This is a genomic window from Streptomyces sp. BR1 (assembly GCF_052373795.1).
GTDB lineage: Bacteria > Actinomycetota > Actinomycetes > Streptomycetales > Streptomycetaceae > Streptomyces.
Map to the genome: position 1 here is coordinate 6,875,703 of NZ_CM126252.1, position 16,976 is coordinate 6,892,678.

General features: G+C 70.4%; 12 protein-coding genes. 6 read left to right on the forward strand and 6 right to left on the reverse strand.

The features are described 5' to 3' along the window. Positions 1-37: 37 nt before the first annotated feature. The 4 genes from ACT1U9_RS30250 to ACT1U9_RS30265 are packed head-to-tail and all read right to left on the reverse strand — an operon-like array spanning position 38 to position 5,507. Positions 38-1,396 (reverse strand): glycosyltransferase, encoded by a 1,359-nt coding sequence (locus tag ACT1U9_RS30250; protein ID WP_444535802.1) that lies wholly within the window; start codon positions 1,394-1,396, stop codon positions 38-40. Then, entirely contained in the window at positions 1,377-3,140 is a 1,764-nt protein-coding gene (locus ACT1U9_RS30255) for a 1-deoxy-D-xylulose-5-phosphate synthase N-terminal domain-containing protein (protein ID WP_444535803.1), read from the reverse strand. Before ACT1U9_RS30255 ends, ACT1U9_RS30250 begins: the two co-directional genes overlap by 20 nt. After that, entirely contained in the window at positions 3,140-4,462 is a 1,323-nt protein-coding gene (locus ACT1U9_RS30260) for an aminotransferase family protein (RefSeq protein ID WP_444535804.1), read from the reverse strand. The genes ACT1U9_RS30255 and ACT1U9_RS30260 overlap by 1 nt, the downstream gene beginning before the upstream one ends. Beyond that, the gene (locus tag ACT1U9_RS30265; protein ID WP_444535805.1) at positions 4,452-5,507 is read right to left on the reverse strand and encodes a phosphotransferase enzyme family protein; all 1,056 of its coding nucleotides are present in this window, start codon (positions 5,505-5,507) and stop codon (positions 4,452-4,454) included. Before ACT1U9_RS30265 ends, ACT1U9_RS30260 begins: the two co-directional genes overlap by 11 nt. A gap of 345 nt (positions 5,508-5,852) precedes the next feature. On the opposite strand from ACT1U9_RS30265, the gene ACT1U9_RS30270 reads away from it, so the two are divergent. The 6 genes from ACT1U9_RS30270 to ACT1U9_RS30295 all read left to right on the forward strand — a co-directional run bounded on the left by ACT1U9_RS30270 (position 5,853) and on the right by ACT1U9_RS30295 (position 15,194). Continuing rightward, positions 5,853-6,569, forward strand: coding sequence for an HAD family hydrolase (locus ACT1U9_RS30270; RefSeq protein WP_444535806.1), 717 nt, complete (start codon positions 5,853-5,855; stop codon positions 6,567-6,569). Next, positions 6,556-7,929, forward strand: coding sequence for a ferritin-like domain-containing protein (locus tag ACT1U9_RS30275; protein WP_444535807.1), 1,374 nt, complete (start codon positions 6,556-6,558; stop codon positions 7,927-7,929). Before ACT1U9_RS30270 ends, ACT1U9_RS30275 begins: the two co-directional genes overlap by 14 nt. Next, on the forward strand, positions 7,916-8,773 hold the full coding sequence (locus ACT1U9_RS30280) for a hypothetical protein (RefSeq protein ID WP_444535808.1): 858 nt from the start codon (positions 7,916-7,918) through the stop codon (positions 8,771-8,773). The genes ACT1U9_RS30275 and ACT1U9_RS30280 overlap by 14 nt, the downstream gene beginning before the upstream one ends. Before the next feature lie 108 nt (positions 8,774-8,881). Further along, entirely contained in the window at positions 8,882-10,687 is a 1,806-nt protein-coding gene (gene asnB / locus ACT1U9_RS30285; protein ID WP_444535809.1) for an asparagine synthase (glutamine-hydrolyzing), read from the forward strand. A 23-nt stretch (positions 10,688-10,710) separates the two neighbouring features. Further along, positions 10,711-12,222, forward strand: coding sequence for an amino acid adenylation domain-containing protein (locus ACT1U9_RS30290; RefSeq protein ID WP_444535810.1), 1,512 nt, complete (start codon positions 10,711-10,713; stop codon positions 12,220-12,222). A 35-nt stretch (positions 12,223-12,257) separates the two neighbouring features. After that, positions 12,258-15,194 (forward strand): condensation domain-containing protein, encoded by a 2,937-nt coding sequence (locus ACT1U9_RS30295; RefSeq protein WP_444535811.1) that lies wholly within the window; start codon positions 12,258-12,260, stop codon positions 15,192-15,194. On the opposite strand, the gene ACT1U9_RS30300 is transcribed toward ACT1U9_RS30295, so the two are convergent. Then, complete coding sequence (locus ACT1U9_RS30300) at positions 15,175-15,972, reverse strand: nucleotidyltransferase domain-containing protein (RefSeq protein WP_444535812.1); 798 nt, start codon at positions 15,970-15,972, stop codon at positions 15,175-15,177. The two genes, ACT1U9_RS30295 and ACT1U9_RS30300, sit on opposite strands and share 20 nt — an antisense overlap. Positions 15,973-16,079: 107 nt before the next feature. Further along, the gene (locus ACT1U9_RS30305) at positions 16,080-16,619 is read right to left on the reverse strand and encodes a hypothetical protein (protein ID WP_444535813.1); all 540 of its coding nucleotides are present in this window, start codon (positions 16,617-16,619) and stop codon (positions 16,080-16,082) included. Positions 16,620-16,976: the final 357 nt, after the last annotated feature.

The following is a 16,976-nucleotide window of genomic DNA, read 5'->3' on the forward strand; positions in this document are numbered from 1 at the left end:
GGCCGGACGGCGCGGCGGGCGGGGGAGGCGGACGGGCTCAGCTCCCCGCCGACCCGGGCGCCAACGAGTAGGTCAGCGCGGGCACCGCCAGCGCGTCCACCAGCGCGGGGAGCGAGCGGTAGTCGGCGAGGCTGCGTTCCGGCCGGGTGACGATGGCCCGCAACTCGGGCCGGGCACGCCCGACGGCCCTCTCATGGGCGGCGATCCGGGCGAGCAGGGCCTCGTCATGGCGCTGGAAGTACTCCAGGAAGACCTGCTCGGTACGGGTGAGCAGTTGCCCGTGGCTGTCGTCGGACCGCTTGCCGACCCGGATCGACGAGACCGTCGTCGCGTCATGGGACAGCGGCGCCGAGACGAGGTCCCCGGCCAGCGCGCGCCATAGTGTCTCGTCCTCGAACGGCCAGGTGTTCAGCGGCGGTTGGGCCGGTTCGTAGTCCCGCTCCAGCAGACGGGCCACGAGCTCGTCCTCGTCGACCGCCCCCAGCGGCCCGATCCGGTCCATGGTGAACTCGGTCCCGGTGCGGAGCGCCGTGGGCACCAGGTTGCGCTTGGGCAGCAGCTCGACCGCCGGGCCGATGTCCGCCGCCAGCACCGCGACCCCGTACGCCAGGGCCTCGACGACCACCCGGCCCAGGCTCTCCCGGGACGCGGTGCTGGGGAACAGCAGGACGTCGATGCGGGAGAAGAAGTCGGCCAGCTGCGAGGGGTGGAGCAGACCGAGCGGGGTGACCGCGTCGGCGGGCACACCCTCCGAGGCCAGCCACGCGAGGATGTTCTCCGTCGCCCAGCGGGGGTGGTTGGGCTTGCCCGCGAAGACGAGCTCGGCCCGGCCCCCGGACTGGTGACGGCACTCCTTGAACACCCTGAGCACCTGGTCGAAGTTCTTCGCCTCGGACAGGGCGCCGAGATAGCCGATCCGCAGCGGTGTGCCCAGCGGCGGTGTCGGTGTCCGCGCGGCACGCGGCATCCGGGTCGGCATCGGGTACGCCACCGCCGAGTTGTCCGGCCCGGTGCCGGGGAATTCACGCAGGAACACCTGCCGGGTGAACTCGCTCGGGAACAGCACCGCATCACCGGGCCGGGCCAGCGGCGCGCACAGCTCCTCCTGCGTCCAGTAGCCGGACCAGAAGGTGGTGTGCACCTCCCGGACGATCCGGAAGCCGGCGCCCGAACGCTCCCGCCACAGGTGGTAGAGATGCGCGTACGGGCCGTTCCCCGCGTAGACCACGTCCCCGTCCCGGGCCTGCGCCAGGCAGTCGGGGCCAAAGGTCTGGTCGTGCAGGACCACGTCTCCGCGAGCGGTGAGCAGCCGTGCCATCTCCTGGTGCATCAGCACCGCGCCGTCGAGGATGCCGGAGACGTTCACCGAGGTGTAGTCATGTACGTGCAATCGCATAGCGCGCCTCCTCGCTGTTCCCGAACGACACCAGCAGGTCGCGCAGTTGCGCGGGGCTCATACCGTGCCGCTGGAGCTGGATGTCGTGGACGCAGTTGTCGATGTCCGCCTCGACACCGTGCACCGCCACGGGCAGGAGGTAGCGATTGCGCAGCCACTCGCCGAACCCGCCGCGCACGCCGTTGTACTCGACCGACAGGACATGGCGGAACCGTGAAAGCCGCTCCACGAGCTCCTCGCGGAGTACCGGGTTGAGCGCCGCGCAGTGCAGATGGGGAATCCCGAGCGACGCGTTCGCCTCGGCCACGAGCGTACTGGCGTATCCGAAGCTGACCACGGCCACATCGACGTCGTCGGCTTCCGGCGCGTCGAGCCACACCCCGTCGTCGATGTCCGCCGAGCAGTCCACCGTCGGTTCCTCGAAGCGGGCGTCGACCATGCTCAGCACATGGACCGTCGACGGCAGGCGCTCCAGCCGGTCCGTGCACGCCTGGAACTCGGCGGCGGTGATCGGCTCGTAGACACGGGTGTTGGCGATGAGCCCGAGCAGGTTGTACGCGTTGGCCGAGCCGCCCCAGGCCGCCCAGTTGCGACCGGCGAGGACCAGCAGGTTGCGTACGCTGGTCGAGGCCTCGGTGAGCATGCTGAGCGAGTCCATGTAGTACATCGCGTCGGTGGCGACGACCTTCAGGTGCTCGGCCGGCAGGGACAGTGTGAGGCCGATGCTCAGACTCTCGGCGAGACCCACGTTCTGATAGGGAACCTGACCGGGCAGCCCGAACCTGGCCGCCAAGTCGGCGGTGAAGACGGCGAGTTCGCGCCCGGAGCGCTGCCGCAGCTCAGCGAGTCGGCGACCTCCGGTGGCGGCGAAAGAGGGCTTCACCGCGGAAGTCGCCGGGCGCCGGAAGCTGTGGCCGTCCTTGTGGGTGCGGCACACCAGGGCCGTCGGGCCGGGCGCGTCGAGCAGGTCCGCCAGTGCTGCCCGGACCGTGGCACAGTCGCGGCCGTCGATCTCGGCGACCGTACGGAAGTAGCTGCGCAGGTAGTCCCGGTTGAGCGGCTTGAGCAGCGGCTCGATGCCCTTGTCGTTGGCGTCGACCACCATGACGAGGTTGTCGAGTCCTGCCTCGTCGGCGAAACGGACGCACTCGAAGGTGACGCCCTCGTGCAGCTCGCCGTCCCCGGCCAGGCACACCACCTTGCGCGCGTCGCCCCGGCGCTTCACCTCCCATGCGCGGCTGACGGCCTGGGCGAGTCCCACCCCGAGGCTGTAGCGCATGGTGTTGCGAAAACCCCAGTCCTGGTGCACCACACCGGTCAGCCCGCCCTGGTGCAGCGCGGCCAGCGGCAGGAACGGCAGGGTGCCCCGGACGTACTGCTCGGCGTAGAAGCTGGGCGCGATGTGCCCGCGCCCGACGATCAGATCGGCAGGTGCCCCGACACCGGACGACGCCATCAGCCCCAGGTCGAAGCAGGCGCGCACGGTCGGCAGTGAGGAGAGGCAGCTCTGGAGATTGCCCGAGCCCGCGATCTCGTGCATACGCAGCAGGACTTCGGCGCTGTCCTCGTACAGCCGGTCCGGCACGGCGGTGGCCACCCGACGCATGGTCGCGAGCAGCCCGTCGCGCAGCCCGAGGGCACGCAGCTCGGAGAGCTCCCGCTGCACCACGGCGCTCTCGGCGGGAGTGAGATGCGGCGCGGAGGTGACGACGGCCCGTTCGAAGTCCGCCAGTCGAGCGCCCATCAGCGGGGCCCGCAGGTCTCGTCCAGCGCCTCGGCGAGGATCCCGCACACGGCGTCGGCCTCGTTCTCGGTGGTGACGAACGCCGGCGCCAGCACGACCCAGTCGTCCTGACCCCGGATGATGAGCCCCCGCCGCAGACACGCCCGGGCCACCCGTTCACCGAGGCTCGCCCCGTCCTCCTGGTCGGGACCGGACAGTCTGACGCCGTAGAGGAGCCCGAGTGCGCGGACCTGGCCGCGCGTTCCCACCGCGTCGCGCAGGGCCGGCTCGAAGTGCCCGGCGAGCTTGGTGATCCGCGCCGGGAAGTCGCCCTCGGTGAACAGCCGTACCGCCGCGAGGCCCGCCGCCGCGGCGAGCGGATTGGCCGCGTAGGTGTGCGAGGGGGCGAAGGAGACGGGCCCCGAGCCGTCGCCGAGCACGGCGCTGATCCTCTCGCGGACCAGTACGGCGGCCAGCGGCGCGTACCCGCCGGAGATGCCCTTGCCCACGCACATCAGGTCCGGTGTGACCCCGAAGGTGTGCGCGGCGAACGGCTCGCCGGTGCGCCCGAAGCCGGTGACTATCTCGTCGAAGACCAGCACGATGCCGTGCCGGTCGCAGATCTCCCGCAGTCGTACGAGATAGTCCCGCGGGGCGATGGCCATGCCCCGTAGATGGATGACCGGCTCCACGATGAGCGCGGCGATCGAGTCCGGGCCCTCCGCCTCGATGGTGCGCTCGATCAGGTCCGCCGCGACCCGCCCGGCCTCTTCCTCGGGTACGCCGAGGAAGTCCTGGAGGGCGTCCGGGGACCAGACGTGCACGGCGCCGGGCAGGCCCGGCCCGAAGCGGCTGACGTCGGGGCGCCCGGTCACCGAGAGCGATCCGAAGGTGGAGCCGTGGTAGCCGTGGTAGTAGCTGAGCACCTTGTAGCGGCCGCTGTTGCCGGTCTCGCGGTGGTAGAGCCTGGCCAGCCGGAGTGCCGCCTCCACCGCCTCCGAACCGCCGTTGACGAGCTTGGCGGTGACGATCCCGGGCGGCGCGAGCTCGGTGAGCGCCTGAGCCAGTGCCAGGGCGTTCGGGTTGGTGCCGTGCAGCGGGGGGTTGAACGCCATTCGGCCGAGCTGCCGCGTCACCGCGCTGTGGATCGGCTCGCAGTCGTAACCGAAACAGGTCACGAAGACACCGGACATACCGTCCAGGTAGGTGCGTCCCTCGGTGTCGAACAGCCGGATGCCCGAGGCGCGTTCAAAGAGGATGGACTCCTCGGAGTAGGGCACTTCGAAACAGAACGAGGCGAGGTCGGCGGGCCAGTGCGGTCCGGAAGGCGCTTCAGCGGTCATGTTCGGTCCTAGGTCGTGGGAGGTCGGTCTCGTCGGAGGCAGCGGTGGAGAGCAGCTGGTGCAGCGCGAGGCGGCGACGGGTGTCGAGGAGTTCCAGATAGCCGGTCCACGCCGGGCTGAGGAGGTCGCGTTCGAGGATGTCCTTGGCGATGTCCACGACCACCGGTACGGCCTGGGCGATGAGCAGCGGCATCAGCAGCCGCGCCTCGCCCCGGGCCAGCAGGCCCCGGTCGACGGCTTGGGAGAGGAAGGAGTCCATGGTCGTACGCAGGGCCCGGGCTCCACCCCGGACGCGACCGGAGGTCTCGGCGACCCACGCGAGGTCGAGGAGCCGGTCGCCCACCGTCAGGTTGTCGAAGTCGAGGACGGCGACCACATCCGGCCGGCCGTCGGCGCCGAAGAGGAAGTGGTGGTGGTGCAGATCGCCGTGGATAATTCGTAGCCGTGAGGCAGGCACGGCCATCAGCTCCGTACGGGCCCGCGCCAGGAGGGGACGGGCCAGTGCCAGCCCCTCCAGCGCGTCGCGGGCGATCCTTCCCCAGGAGTCGCCGCGTGCCCGGGCCACCGGCAGCAGCCGGTCCACGTCGTCGTCGAGCGCGAACCGCCAGTCCGGCTCGTCGACGAGGGCGGGCAGCGGGATCGTCGCCATCCCCAGCACGAGCTCGCGGGGGAGTGCGTCCAGCACCGAGCGCAGTGCGAGGCCGGTGGTGATGACGGCCTGGGCCTGCGCGGATGTGCTGTGCGCGGATCCCGTTCCGGCCACCAGCGGGATGAGTTCGCAGACGTGCCCGTTCCGGCGGGCCATGGGCTCACCGGCCCTGGTCGGCACGGCGAGCGGCACCGGAACGCCCGCCCGCAGACACCGCTGAAGTATCTGCTGCTTGAGCGGGTGGAAGCGGGCGTCGCGCACGGCGTCGAGGTTCAGCTGGACCTTGAACACGTGGTCGCGCCCGCCGTACGTGGTCCGCCACAGCCCGGCCGTGTGGCTGAGCGGTGCTTCTCCGCCATGGGTCAGCGGAACCGGACGGCTGCCTTTCCGGGACACATCCCAATGAGTGGAGAGGACACCCTCGACCCATTCGGCAGATCCCGGCAAGGGAGGGGCGAAGCGGGATTGATGAACCGTCATTTCCGTCGTCCTCACCACTCCTTGCCCAATAATGGGGTGCGAATTCCAGGTCCCCTTCGTGCAGGAGATCGTGGCCCTGCGTCGACCGGTGGCACATCACCCGGTCGAGTAGCCACTGGTCCGCGTGCGGGGGCCGGCAACCTCTGTCCGCCTGGGGGATGTGCGTCAATCCTGCGGAGCACAAGCATGGTTGACCCTGAGGGGGAGGTCGCCGCGACGGCGCAGCAGGCCCCTCCGTCACCGAGCGGAAAGGAAATCGCCGTGCGCGTCGGACATGACCCGAGCGGATTCGTCGAGGCGGTGATATTCGACCACGACGGCGTCATCGTCGACTCCATCACCCCTGATTTCGAGGCCTGTTCACAGGTGTTCCGGGAATACGGCGCCGAACTGTCCGCCGAGGCGTGGGCGGGGGAAGTCTGCGGATATACCGACGGGTATCCGGGACTGTTCGCCGCACTCGCCGAGCGGACCGGCCACGGGCCGGACGCCGTGCAGGCGATGCTGAAGCGGTTGGCCGAACTGTGGGACGAGTCGCTGGTCCCGCACCGCGTCCCCCTGATGCCCGGAGTCCAGGACACCCTGGACCGGCTGCGGCGGGAGGGCATCCGGACGGCTGTCGCCTCGGCCGCGCCCCGCAGTTGGGTCCTGGGGTGCCTGGAACGCCACGGCGTACGGGACGTGTTCGAAACCGTCGTCACGGCCGACGACGTCGAGCGGAAGAAGCCCGCCCCGGACGTCTATCTGGAGGCGGTCCGGCGGCTGGGTGTCGCTCCCGCGCGCTGCCTCGCCGTGGAGGACTCCCTCGCCGGAGTCGCCGCCGCCCGCGCGGCCGGACTGCGCGTACTGGCGGTGCCCACGGCGCTCACCCGGTCCCTCGACTACGCGGCCGCGGACCTCGTTCTCGACGGCCTGCCGCACGTTCCGGCCGAGCTCTTCGGCCCACCGACCAGAAAGGCAGCGCATGTCCGCCACTGACCGAGCGGCCGCACCGGCGTCCGCACCCGCGGCCCCCGGCTCCGGCTCGGCCGAGCTGCGGGCCCGTCTGGTCGACTTCCTCTGCGAGGCCGCCGAGCTCGAACACTCGCTGTGCCTGCAGTATCTGTACGCCGCGTTCTCCCTCAAGGCCCGGCCGGACGAGGGCGGGGCCGACGAGGTCCAGATCGAGAAGATCCGTGAGTGGAAGGGTCAGTTGCTGCTGCTGAGCCGGGAGGAGATGCTCCACCTCGGCCTGGTGCTCAATCTGCTCACCGCCGTGGGCGCCGCCCCCTACCTCCAACGCCCCAACTTCCCGCAGCCGGAACGCTATTACCCCCTCGGCGTGGTCTCCGCCCTCGAACCGTTCTCGACGGCGACGGTGGACCGTTTCCTGCGCTACGAGATGCCGACGGCCCTGCTGAGCGAGATCCATGGCACGGACGGGGACGGCACGGACGACGGCGAGACGTTGACCGTGGGCCTGCTCTACGAGCGGATCCGGCAGATCGTCGCCACGGTGGACGAGAAGGAACTCTTCATCGGTTCGCCCTACCGCCAGATCGACACCGCCGCCGTGATCGACCCGGAAGGCGTCTTCGAGGACGCGGTCGCCACGGGGTACGGAGTCGAGCCCTTCCCCGTCACCGACAGGGCCTCCGCGATGCGAGCCATCGACCTCATCGTCGAACAGGGCGAAGGCGCCGAGGAGGAGGCCCAGGACTCGCACTACAACCGCCTGCTGGTGGTGCGCGCACAGCTCCAGGAGGAGATACGTGCCGCCGCGTCGGCGGGCCGGGCCTTCGAGCCCGCCCGGCCGACCCTGTGCAACCCCGTCGTCCGCCGGCCGGCCGACGCCGCGGACGTCCACTTGATCACCGAACCGCTGGCCCGTACCGCGGCGGAGGTCTTCAACGCCGGATACGGCCTGATGGTCCTGATGCTGCTGCGCTTCTACGGCCGGACCGACGACACCCCGGCCCAGATGAAGATGGTCCAGGAGACGGTCTTCTTCCCCCTGATGACCATGTTCGTCCGCCCGCTCGGCGAGATCCTGACCGAACTCCCGGCGCTCACCGCCTCCCCGGGCACCGGTGCACCGGGACCGACCGCCGGAGCGCCCTTCGAGTTCGGCCGAGGTCTGCAGCTGATACCGGAGCGCGGCCCCGCGTATCAGGTCTTCTCGGAACGGCTCTTCGACCTGTCGGCCCGCAGCCGGAGCCTCGCCGACGCGGCGCAGCGGTCGGACGCCGTGAGCCCGCAGGTGAAGAAGCGCCTCGCGTTCATCGCGGAGAACGTCGGACTCGTGGCGGGCCGCTTCGCCGACCAGCCGAACGAAGGGCTTTCCCATGCGCGTACGTGAACTCCGGCTCGACTTCGGGGGCTGGTTCATGTGCCGGCTCGCCACCGATCCGGATCCGACGGACGAGCTGCGCGGGGTGAGCGGAAGCACCTTCGCGCTGGCCGGTGAGCCCGACCTCGACCGTGTCATCGTCCTGAACGACCCGCGCCCCGAGGTATGGCGCAGCCATATGCCGCCCGTCGGGGTCAGCGTCACCGCTGCCGTACTCGACGGCGTCGCGCTCCCGGCGCTGATCGGCGCCGAGGTCGACCTGCTCGGCGACCCGGTCTTCGAAAACCGCAACACCGTGCTCACGTTCGCGGGCCGGGAGCCGATCGTCCCGTTCCATCTGCGGATCGGCTCGCCCGGCGTACGGATCGAGCGGCAGATGGTGATGTGGTCCGAGGGGCCGGACGACCTCCCGGTCCACCGCATCCCCCGGGCCGAGCTGGAGAAGTTCGGGGGACGGGTGTTCCGTACCGACCCGGAGCTGGTCCGCGCCGCCACCGGGATCGCCGATCCGCTGGCTCACCGCATCGAGCGCCATCGGATGCTGGTCGACGACCTCACCCGCGAGACGGATCCCGTACGCCGCGCAGGCATGGAGAAGAGGATCCGCGAGCTGGAGATCGGGCTCGCGGAGCCCGGGAACGAGCGCGTGGTGAACATGACCGCGATCGAGGAGTTCCGGTTCCCGCTCACCGGCAGGGCCGTCGCGGCCGGTGAGCTCCTCGACGGGGTGCAGGTGGACACGGACGCACCCTGGACGGTCGAGTTCTGGATGGGCGGCTGGGACCCCGACGTCATGTGCGGCTACTTCAAAGGAAACCTGACCCTGCCCGTGGGCGCGGAGGACTCCCCGTAGTACCCGTTCCCTGCTCATCCGCGTGATGTGCGCGCGGCGGGCCCGGTGTGAGGCTGCGTCGAGCACGGGGCGCGAGAAGTCGACTCGTCGTCGAACCGGAGGTAGCGAATGTCCGGAATCACTGGCTGGCTGGACCGTGTGCGCGATCTGCGCGACGCGGACGCGACCACCGCCAGGCTGACCGCCGACCTGGTGGCCCGGGGGCGGCACGGTACGGGGTCGTGGCACAGCCCCCGCGCCATGCTGGCGCAATGTGTCGACGCGGCCTGGCACGGCAGCGCCGAACCGGCCCGCGTACGGCAGAGCGATGAGACCGTCGCGGTCGCGGTCTGCGACGGATATCTGCACAACGCCGGTGAGCTGTGGTCGGCGGCCGGTTCCGGCGAGACGTCCGTACCGAGTGTGGCCGAGGTGGTGCTGCACGCCTATCTGCGATGGGGACCGGCGGCCGTACAGCGGCTGGAAGGCAACTTCGCCTTCGCCGTCTGGGACGCCCGCAGCGGTGAACTGGTCCTGGGCCGCGACCGGTTCGGCATCAAACCGCTGAGCTACTCACCCGTCGAGCACGGCGTGGTGTTCTCCTCCGACGTGGCCGCCCTGGCCGCACATCCCCTCGTGGCGCCGGAGGTCGACGCGGACGGGCTGTGCGCGTTGGTCACCCAGCTCCGCCGCCCCGGACACGGCGTGCTGCGCGGTCTGCGCGAGGTGCCGCCGGGCCACACCGTGCATCTGACCTCCGAAGGAGAGACGGCCCGCCGCTACTGGACGCTCGAAGCCCGGCCGCACGAGCTGGATCTGGGGCAGACGATCGAGCGTGTACGCGGTCTGCTCGGCGAGGCCGTGGACGGTGAACTGCGCGGCACCGAGCCCGCCGTGCTGCTCTCCGGCGGCCTGGACTCCAGTGCGCTGACGGGACTTGCCGCCAGCACGTCCGGCCTGGCACCGCGCACCTTCACCGTGGCGTTCGGCGACACCGCGGCGGCGGTCCCCGACCGTCCGTACGCCCTGGACGTCGTACGGTTCTGGAACTGCCGCCACGACGAGATCACCGTACGTCCCGAGGAACTGTCCGACCCGGTGACGCTGGCCGCGGTCCTGGCGGCCAAGGACCACCCCTCGCCGTTCGGGGACAAGAACATCACGCCGTACCTGTTCAGCCGACAGGTGGCCGGGCAGGTGCCGGTGGCCCTCAGCGGCGAGGCGGCGGACACCGTGTTCGGCAGCCTCGGCTTCCGCGCCGACGACGGCCATGAGTTCGCCACGTTCCCGTGGATCGAGCGCTCCCGCGGCTGGGGGATGGAGCACGGCATCGGCACCGGCCTGTTCGACCCGGAGCTGTTGCGCGGCGTGGACGTCGGGGGCTACTGCGACCGGCTGTTCCGGGAGGCGAGCGCGGAGGTGCCCGGGCTGCGCGAGGACTCCCCGCTGGACCGGCTGGGCCGGCAGGCGGACTACCTCACCATGACCCGGCTCCTGGAACAGGCCGTCCACCACTCCGAGCGGCTGGCCGCCATGGCCGGACTCCAGCTCCGCTTCCCCTTCCTGGACCACCGGCTCGTCGGCTTCCTCTACAACGTGCCGGCGCGGATGAAGTCGTTCGACGGGCACGGCAAGAGCATCCTGCGGACCATCGCCAAGGACCTCGTACCGGAGTCGGTGCTCACCCGGCCCAAGGTGCCCTACCCGATCACATATGCCGACAGCTACAAGTCGGCTCTCGTGCGGCGGCTGCGCACCCTCCTCGACGACTCGACGGCCCCGGTCCGTCCGCTGATCGACGCCCCGGGCGTGGAGAAGATCGTGGCCGACCCCGCGCTCCTCGACCGGGGCGGCTGGTACGGGCGGGCCAACGTGGAGATGGTCCTGCAAGTCGACGCCTGGCTGCGGCGACTTCGCGTACGTATCAGCATCTGACGGCTACGAGGAAGCGAACAGTGATGTACGAACTCTTCAGCAACCGGATGGCCACGGCCGGGGGCGATCACCCGGCGGTCCGCGACGGGCGTCAGACCCTCACCTATGCCGAACTGGCGGACAGGGTGGGCGTGTTGGTCGCGGCCATCCGCGAGCAGTGCCCGGCCAGTGCTCCGATACGTATCGGACTTCACCTCGGCCGCACGGTGGACCTGGTCGCGGTGGTCCTCGCGGTGACCGCCGCCGGGCACGTATACGTACCCCTCGATCCGGCCTATCCCGTCCAGCGGCTTCAGTTCATGGCTGCCGACAGCGGACTGTCGGTGATCCTGACCGACCGGGAGTTGCCCGAGGGGTTGTCGGCCGACGTCACCGTACGGGTGGACCGGATGGACTGGTCGACGGCCTCTCCCGGGTGGCGGCCGACGCAGCCCGACGCGGAGGCGACCGCGTACGTCATCTACACCTCGGGCTCGACCGGCCGCCCCAAGGGTGTGGAGGTGCGCCGGCGCAGCGTGGTCGCCATGGTCGAGGCCGTGTGCGAGCGTTTCGACTTCGACGGCAGTGATGTGTGGACGCTGTTCCACTCGTACTGCTTCGACTTCTCGGTCTGGGAGATGTGGGGCGCGTTGGCGAGCGGGGCGACTCTGGTGATCGTCCCCGCCGAGACCGCGCTCTCCCCGCGCGCCACCGCCGAGTTGCTGGTACGGGAACGGGTCACCGTGATGAGCATCGTGCCGTCGGTGTTCCGCCATCTGACCGCCGCCGTCGGACAGTCGGCGCAGGCGCCGGTCAGCGTACGGCGGGTCATCTTCGGCGGGGAGTCCGTGGATGTCGCCGCGATGCGGTCCTGGCGGGAAGCTGTGCCCGGCGACTGCCAGTTCGTGAACACGTACGGGATCACCGAGACGACCGTGTTCGTCAGCACCAGGCCGTTCGACGACGCCGAACTGGACGCCGTCGGGAGCGACGGGGACTTCGCCACCGATCTCGGCGAGGCGCTGCGCGGCTGGGAGATCCAGGTGCTCGACGAGCGGTACGCGCCCGTGGAGCGCGGGGCGACCGGAGAGATCTGGGTGGCCGGTGACGGTGTCGCGCTCGGATACGTCGACCGTCCCGAGCTGACCGGGGAGCGGTTCCGCACGCTGTCCCTGCCGGGCGGGCCGGCGCGGCGGTTCTACCGCAGCGGCGATCTGGCCACCCGTACGGCGGACGACGCGTACTGCTACGCGGGCCGGGCCGACGACCAGGTGAAGATCAATGGATTCCGCATCGAACTGGGCGAGATCGAGGCGACGCTGCGGCAGCTGGAGCAGGTCCGGGACGCGGCGGTGGTGAACGGCCGCAGCCGCATCGGCGGCCGGCTCCTCACCGCGTACTTCACGGCCGACACCGAGCTGGTCGGCGCCGAACTGGCCGAGCGGGCACGCGCGGTGCTGCCTGCGCACATGGTGCCGGCGCGTTTCGTGCAACTGCCGGAACTGCCGCTGAGCCTGTCGGGCAAGACCGACCGCCGGGCACTGGCCGACCTCTGAACGCCCACCGACGCCTACATCGAGGAGAGCAACCCATGACTGTCCCCCAGCAAGGCATCCCGCTGTCCGTCGGCCAGGAGGCGATGTGGATCGCCTGGGAACTGGAGCCGGAGCAGCTGAGCCACATCATCCCGCTGCCGTTCGTGGTGCGGGGGGAGTTGGACGTGGCGCGCCTGCGGCAGGCGGTGGCGGCGGTGGGGGAGGCGTACCCCCAGCTGCGGGCCCACGTCGCGCGCACTGATGACGGCCCGGTGCTGCACTGGGGGCAGGCCCCCGACATCCCGGTGATCGAGCGGTCCGTGACGGCCGAGGTCACGGAGGCGGTACGCGAGGCGTGGCAGGAGCCGTTCGACTTGCGGTCCGGGCCGCTGGCGCGGGTGTACGTCCTGCGCGGGCCGGAGTACCCCACGCTCCTGTTCGTCGTGCACCACTTGGTGTTCGACGGCGCTTCCGTACTGATCATGCTGGACGCGTTCCGCAGGGCGTACGCCGGTGAGGAACTGCGTCCGGCCGACCACCGCGAGGCACTGACCGCGTTCGCCCACCGGTCCCGCGAGCTCATGGACACGGCGACCGGTGACGCGCACCGCGCCTACTGGAAGCGGGCGCTGGGTTCCGGCGCCCCGGGTCGCGTCCTGCCCCCGAACCGTGACGCCGAGTCGCGCTACACCATGTTCAGCGCGGACGTGCCCGCCGACCTGGCATCCCAACTACGGGAGCGAGCAGGCGAGTTGGGCTGCTCCTACTTCACTGTTCTGCTCGGTGCCTACTTCGCCGTGCTGCGTCGGCACAGCGGCGCGGACGACCTGTTGGTGTCCATCCCGTTCCACGGCCGGACCGACCCCTCGCTCCACGACAAGATGGGTTACTTCGTCAACCCCCTGCCGATCCGGCACCGACTCCATGCCACCGACCGCTATACGGACGTGGTGCTCGGCCTGCGCTCCGCGGTCAAGGAGTCCCTGGGCCACGGCGAGCTCCCGCTGCCCGCCATCATGCGCGAGGCGGGATTCACCGGCCCGCAGGCCCGTGCGTACACCCATCAGTCGCTGTTCCAGTACTGGCACGCCGGACAGCGCGACGACGTCGACGTCCAGCGGTTCGAACTGCGCTCCGGGGACACGTCGTGCGTGCTGAGCCTGATGGCCATGGAGAGCACCGCCGGGTACACGCTCGCGGTGATGGTCCGCGAGGACAGCGGCGGCACCCATGTGCTGTGGAAGGACCCCACGGGCTCGGTGGGGCTGACAGCGGTGGCGGAACTGGCCGAGGACTATCTGGCGATCCTGAAGACCGTCGCGGCCGGGCCGGAGGCGGCACTGGCGCCGGTTCTGGGCGACATCACCGGTCGGCCCACTCCTGAGCCGCCCACCGACCTGACAATCGAGTCGGCCGGGACCGTGTCCGGCATGGCCGCGGAGCTCGCGGAGATGACGGCGGTCTGGGAGGAGGTGCTGGGGATCGACGGCATCACCCCGGACGACTCGTTCTTCGAGCTCGGGGGGCACTCCCTGCTGGCGGAAGCACTGACCATCCGGGCCGGACGGCAGTTCGGCATGGAGGTCCCGATACGGACCCTGTTCACGTATCCCCGCCTGCGCGACTTCACCGAGCAGGTCCTGGCGGCGGTTGTCCCGGTACCTGTCGAAGAGACGCGGGCCGACCCGGCCACGGGCCTGGACGGCAACGAGTTGCCCGCGAGCAGTTTCCAGCAGCGGATCTGGCTGATCGAGCAGTCCGACATGACCGCGCGGGGCAACGTATGTCTGGCCTGGAGGACCCCCGGGGGGCTGGAGCCGGAGGCGCTGGGTCAGGCGCTGGCGGCGCTGGTCGAGGGGCACGAGATCCTGCGTACGCGGTTCGTCGAGCGCGACGGCGTGCTGGTGCAGCAGGTGGGCGAACCGTGGCGGCCGGAGATCGAGCAGCTCGATCTGCGGGACGTCGAACGCTGCGACGACGGCATCACCGCCTGGTTGACGGACGCCGCGGAGCGCCGGTTCGAGCTGGGGAGCGGTCGACTGCTGCGGGTGGCGGTCGCCGATCTCGGTGCGGCGGGCCAGACCCTGCTGATGTGTGTGCACCACCAGGTCGTCGACGGCGAGTCGATCCCGATCCTGCTCGCCGAGCTGGAACGCTGTTACGCGGCCGTGCGCGAGGGCCGCTCCGTGGAGCCCCCGGCCGTCCAGTACCGGGAGTTCGTCGCGGCGCAGCAGGCCGAGCAGGCGAACGGGGCATGGGCCGCCGACCTGCGGTACTGGGCCGAGGCACTGTCCGGCGCCCCGGCATACCTCGACGTCGAGACGTCCGCCACGCCGCAGGAGGAGGGGACCGTCGCCATCGCCACCGTTCCCGGTCTGCTGGGCCGGCTCCAGCCGGTCCAGGCCGAGCGCGGTGTCTCCTGGTTCATGGTGGCGGCCGCCGCACTGGCGGTGGTGCTCCACCGGTGGAGCGGCCGCGACGACATCACGTTCGAGGCGCCGATCGCCAACCGCGGCCTGAGCCAGGGCCGGCTCGCCGGTGTGCTGGGCCCCTGTATGAACACCGTGATCCTGCGTTCGACGCTCCGCCCCGGCGCCGTGCTCGCCGACGTACTGCGGCAGCTGCGGTCGGCGTCGCTCGACGGCTTCGAGCACAGCCGCGCGCCCTTCGCCGAGGTCATGGACCACCTCGGCGCGGAACGGCGGGATGGGCGCAGCCCGTTCGCCGACATCATCCTCAACATGAACACGCGCACCAGCCGCCGGGCGCGGCTCGGCGGAGCCGAACTGACCCCGGTGGTCGCCGAGTCGCTGGCGGAACACGACAAGCAGTTCGGCCTCACGGTGACGCTCACTGAACACGAGGGCGAACTCACCGGCACGCTGGCGCACCGGGGTGCGCTGCTCACCGTCGCCGAAGCGCGTCAGCTGGCGGACGACCTGGCCAAGGTCCTTGTCGACTTCGCCGACGACATCAACTCGCCTGTCCGATGACGTCGTTGAGGTACTGCAAGGAGAGCTCTTCCGCGTGACGGCGGTGTTCGACGGCCGCGCCCGAGTCGTCGAGCCATCGCCGGTACAGCTCGACACAGGCGAGGAGCGCCCGTCCCGCCTCGTGCCGGTCGTAACCGCACACGGTCGCCTGAAGCGCGCGTGCCTCGTCCGGTGCGATGAACTCCAGCTGGCGTACGCCACGGGGCAGTTCACCCACGCGCCGGGCGACCATGGGCCCGAGGACGACCTCGCGCAGGTGTCCCAGGCAGCTCATCACCTCGAAGAGCTCACCGCGGCCGAGCTTCGTCGCGCCGTAGTGCACCCAGATCCAGAACCGGTCCTCGATCCACTGGAGGTCGAGCGACCGGTCCGGAAGGGGCTGCTCCACGAGCATGTCGGCCAGGCCGCCCCCGCTGCGGTCCCACAGGATCTCCGGGTTCTCGATGCGCTCGGCGAAGTCGGAGGTCCGTACGAACTTGAAGTCGACATGGAGGAGCGGCGGCCCGACGAGCGTGATGATCAGGCGGGGTTCGCCGACGTGTTCACCGGTGAACCCCGCCACGAGGTCGGTCCACGAGCCGATGAGCCCGAGCCGGTCCGCCATGACCGCGCCGAACGCCTCGTCGTCGACGACCACGATCAGATCGACATCCGAGTAGACATCGGGCCGCCCCACCGCGATCGACCCCGCGACGGCGACACCGGTGACTCGGGTGTCCCGCTGGATCCGGGGGAGCGCATCGGCGAGGAACCGGCTGTGGAGGGACGGGATGTCCATGGCATGCCTTCCGTGGGGCCGTCCGGCGTCAGACCGTCAGGCCGTTAGGGATAAATTCTTGGAAGGTAGCACGGCGTCCCGAGTGGTTCACCGGATATATGCGCAGGTCAGCACTGCCACAGGAAGGCGGCCTGAGCGCAGGGTGCGCAGCTGAAGGCGTACGCCGAGCCGCACCCGCCGAAGTTCATGGCCGTCGTGTGGTCGGGGCCCTCCTCGAACTGCGCGACGAAGCCCATGGGGTGTGTGCAGGCCGGGCATATGGGTGTCTCGGGGTGCTGAAGCCAGTCGGGCTCGCCACCGAGCTGCCCCAGCACGTTGCTCAGGTCGCTGTCGCCGAGACCGGCCCATTCCTCGCGTGCGCTGCCGTAGTCGGCGGAGGGGAAGGGGGCCAGGGCCACGGCGTTGACGGCCCCGAGGTGGAGCACGTCCTCGTCATCATCTGGCTCAACTTCGGGTGTGGGCAGGGGTTGCAAGCCGTCCGAGGCGAACAGCAGGGCCCGGTTGCCGCCTGCCGTAGGACTCCACTCCTCGCACATGCCGGGATCGTTCTGGCACATGAATATCGCCATGACACGGTCGGCGGTGGTGTCGTCCTGGGTGACCGGGCGGCCCTGGCCGTCCAGCAGGATCTGCGCCAGGAACTGCATCGGCCCGTCGCATTCCGTGCAGCTCGGCCACGCCGTCCCCGCCGGGCCCAGCGGGACTCCTCCTGTGCGTGTGACCAGGGCATCGGCCTCGCCAGGTCCTGCGTATGTCATAAGCATCGTCATGGGACAAAACCCTACGGCAGGCCACTGACACCGCCCATGTCCCCGGTTCGGTGGGGCCGTGGCTCGGTGCAGTGGCCTGCCTGTTGCTCAACGTACGTCGGTCCGTGCAGGCGTGCCGGTACTACTCGGGGGAGTCGCAACGGGGCCGCGGCGGCGGGTATGCCATGGGGATTCACCTCCTCACTGTCTTCGTGGGGAGCGTCGCCGACGGCTGTGGCGGCGACGAGTCGGTGA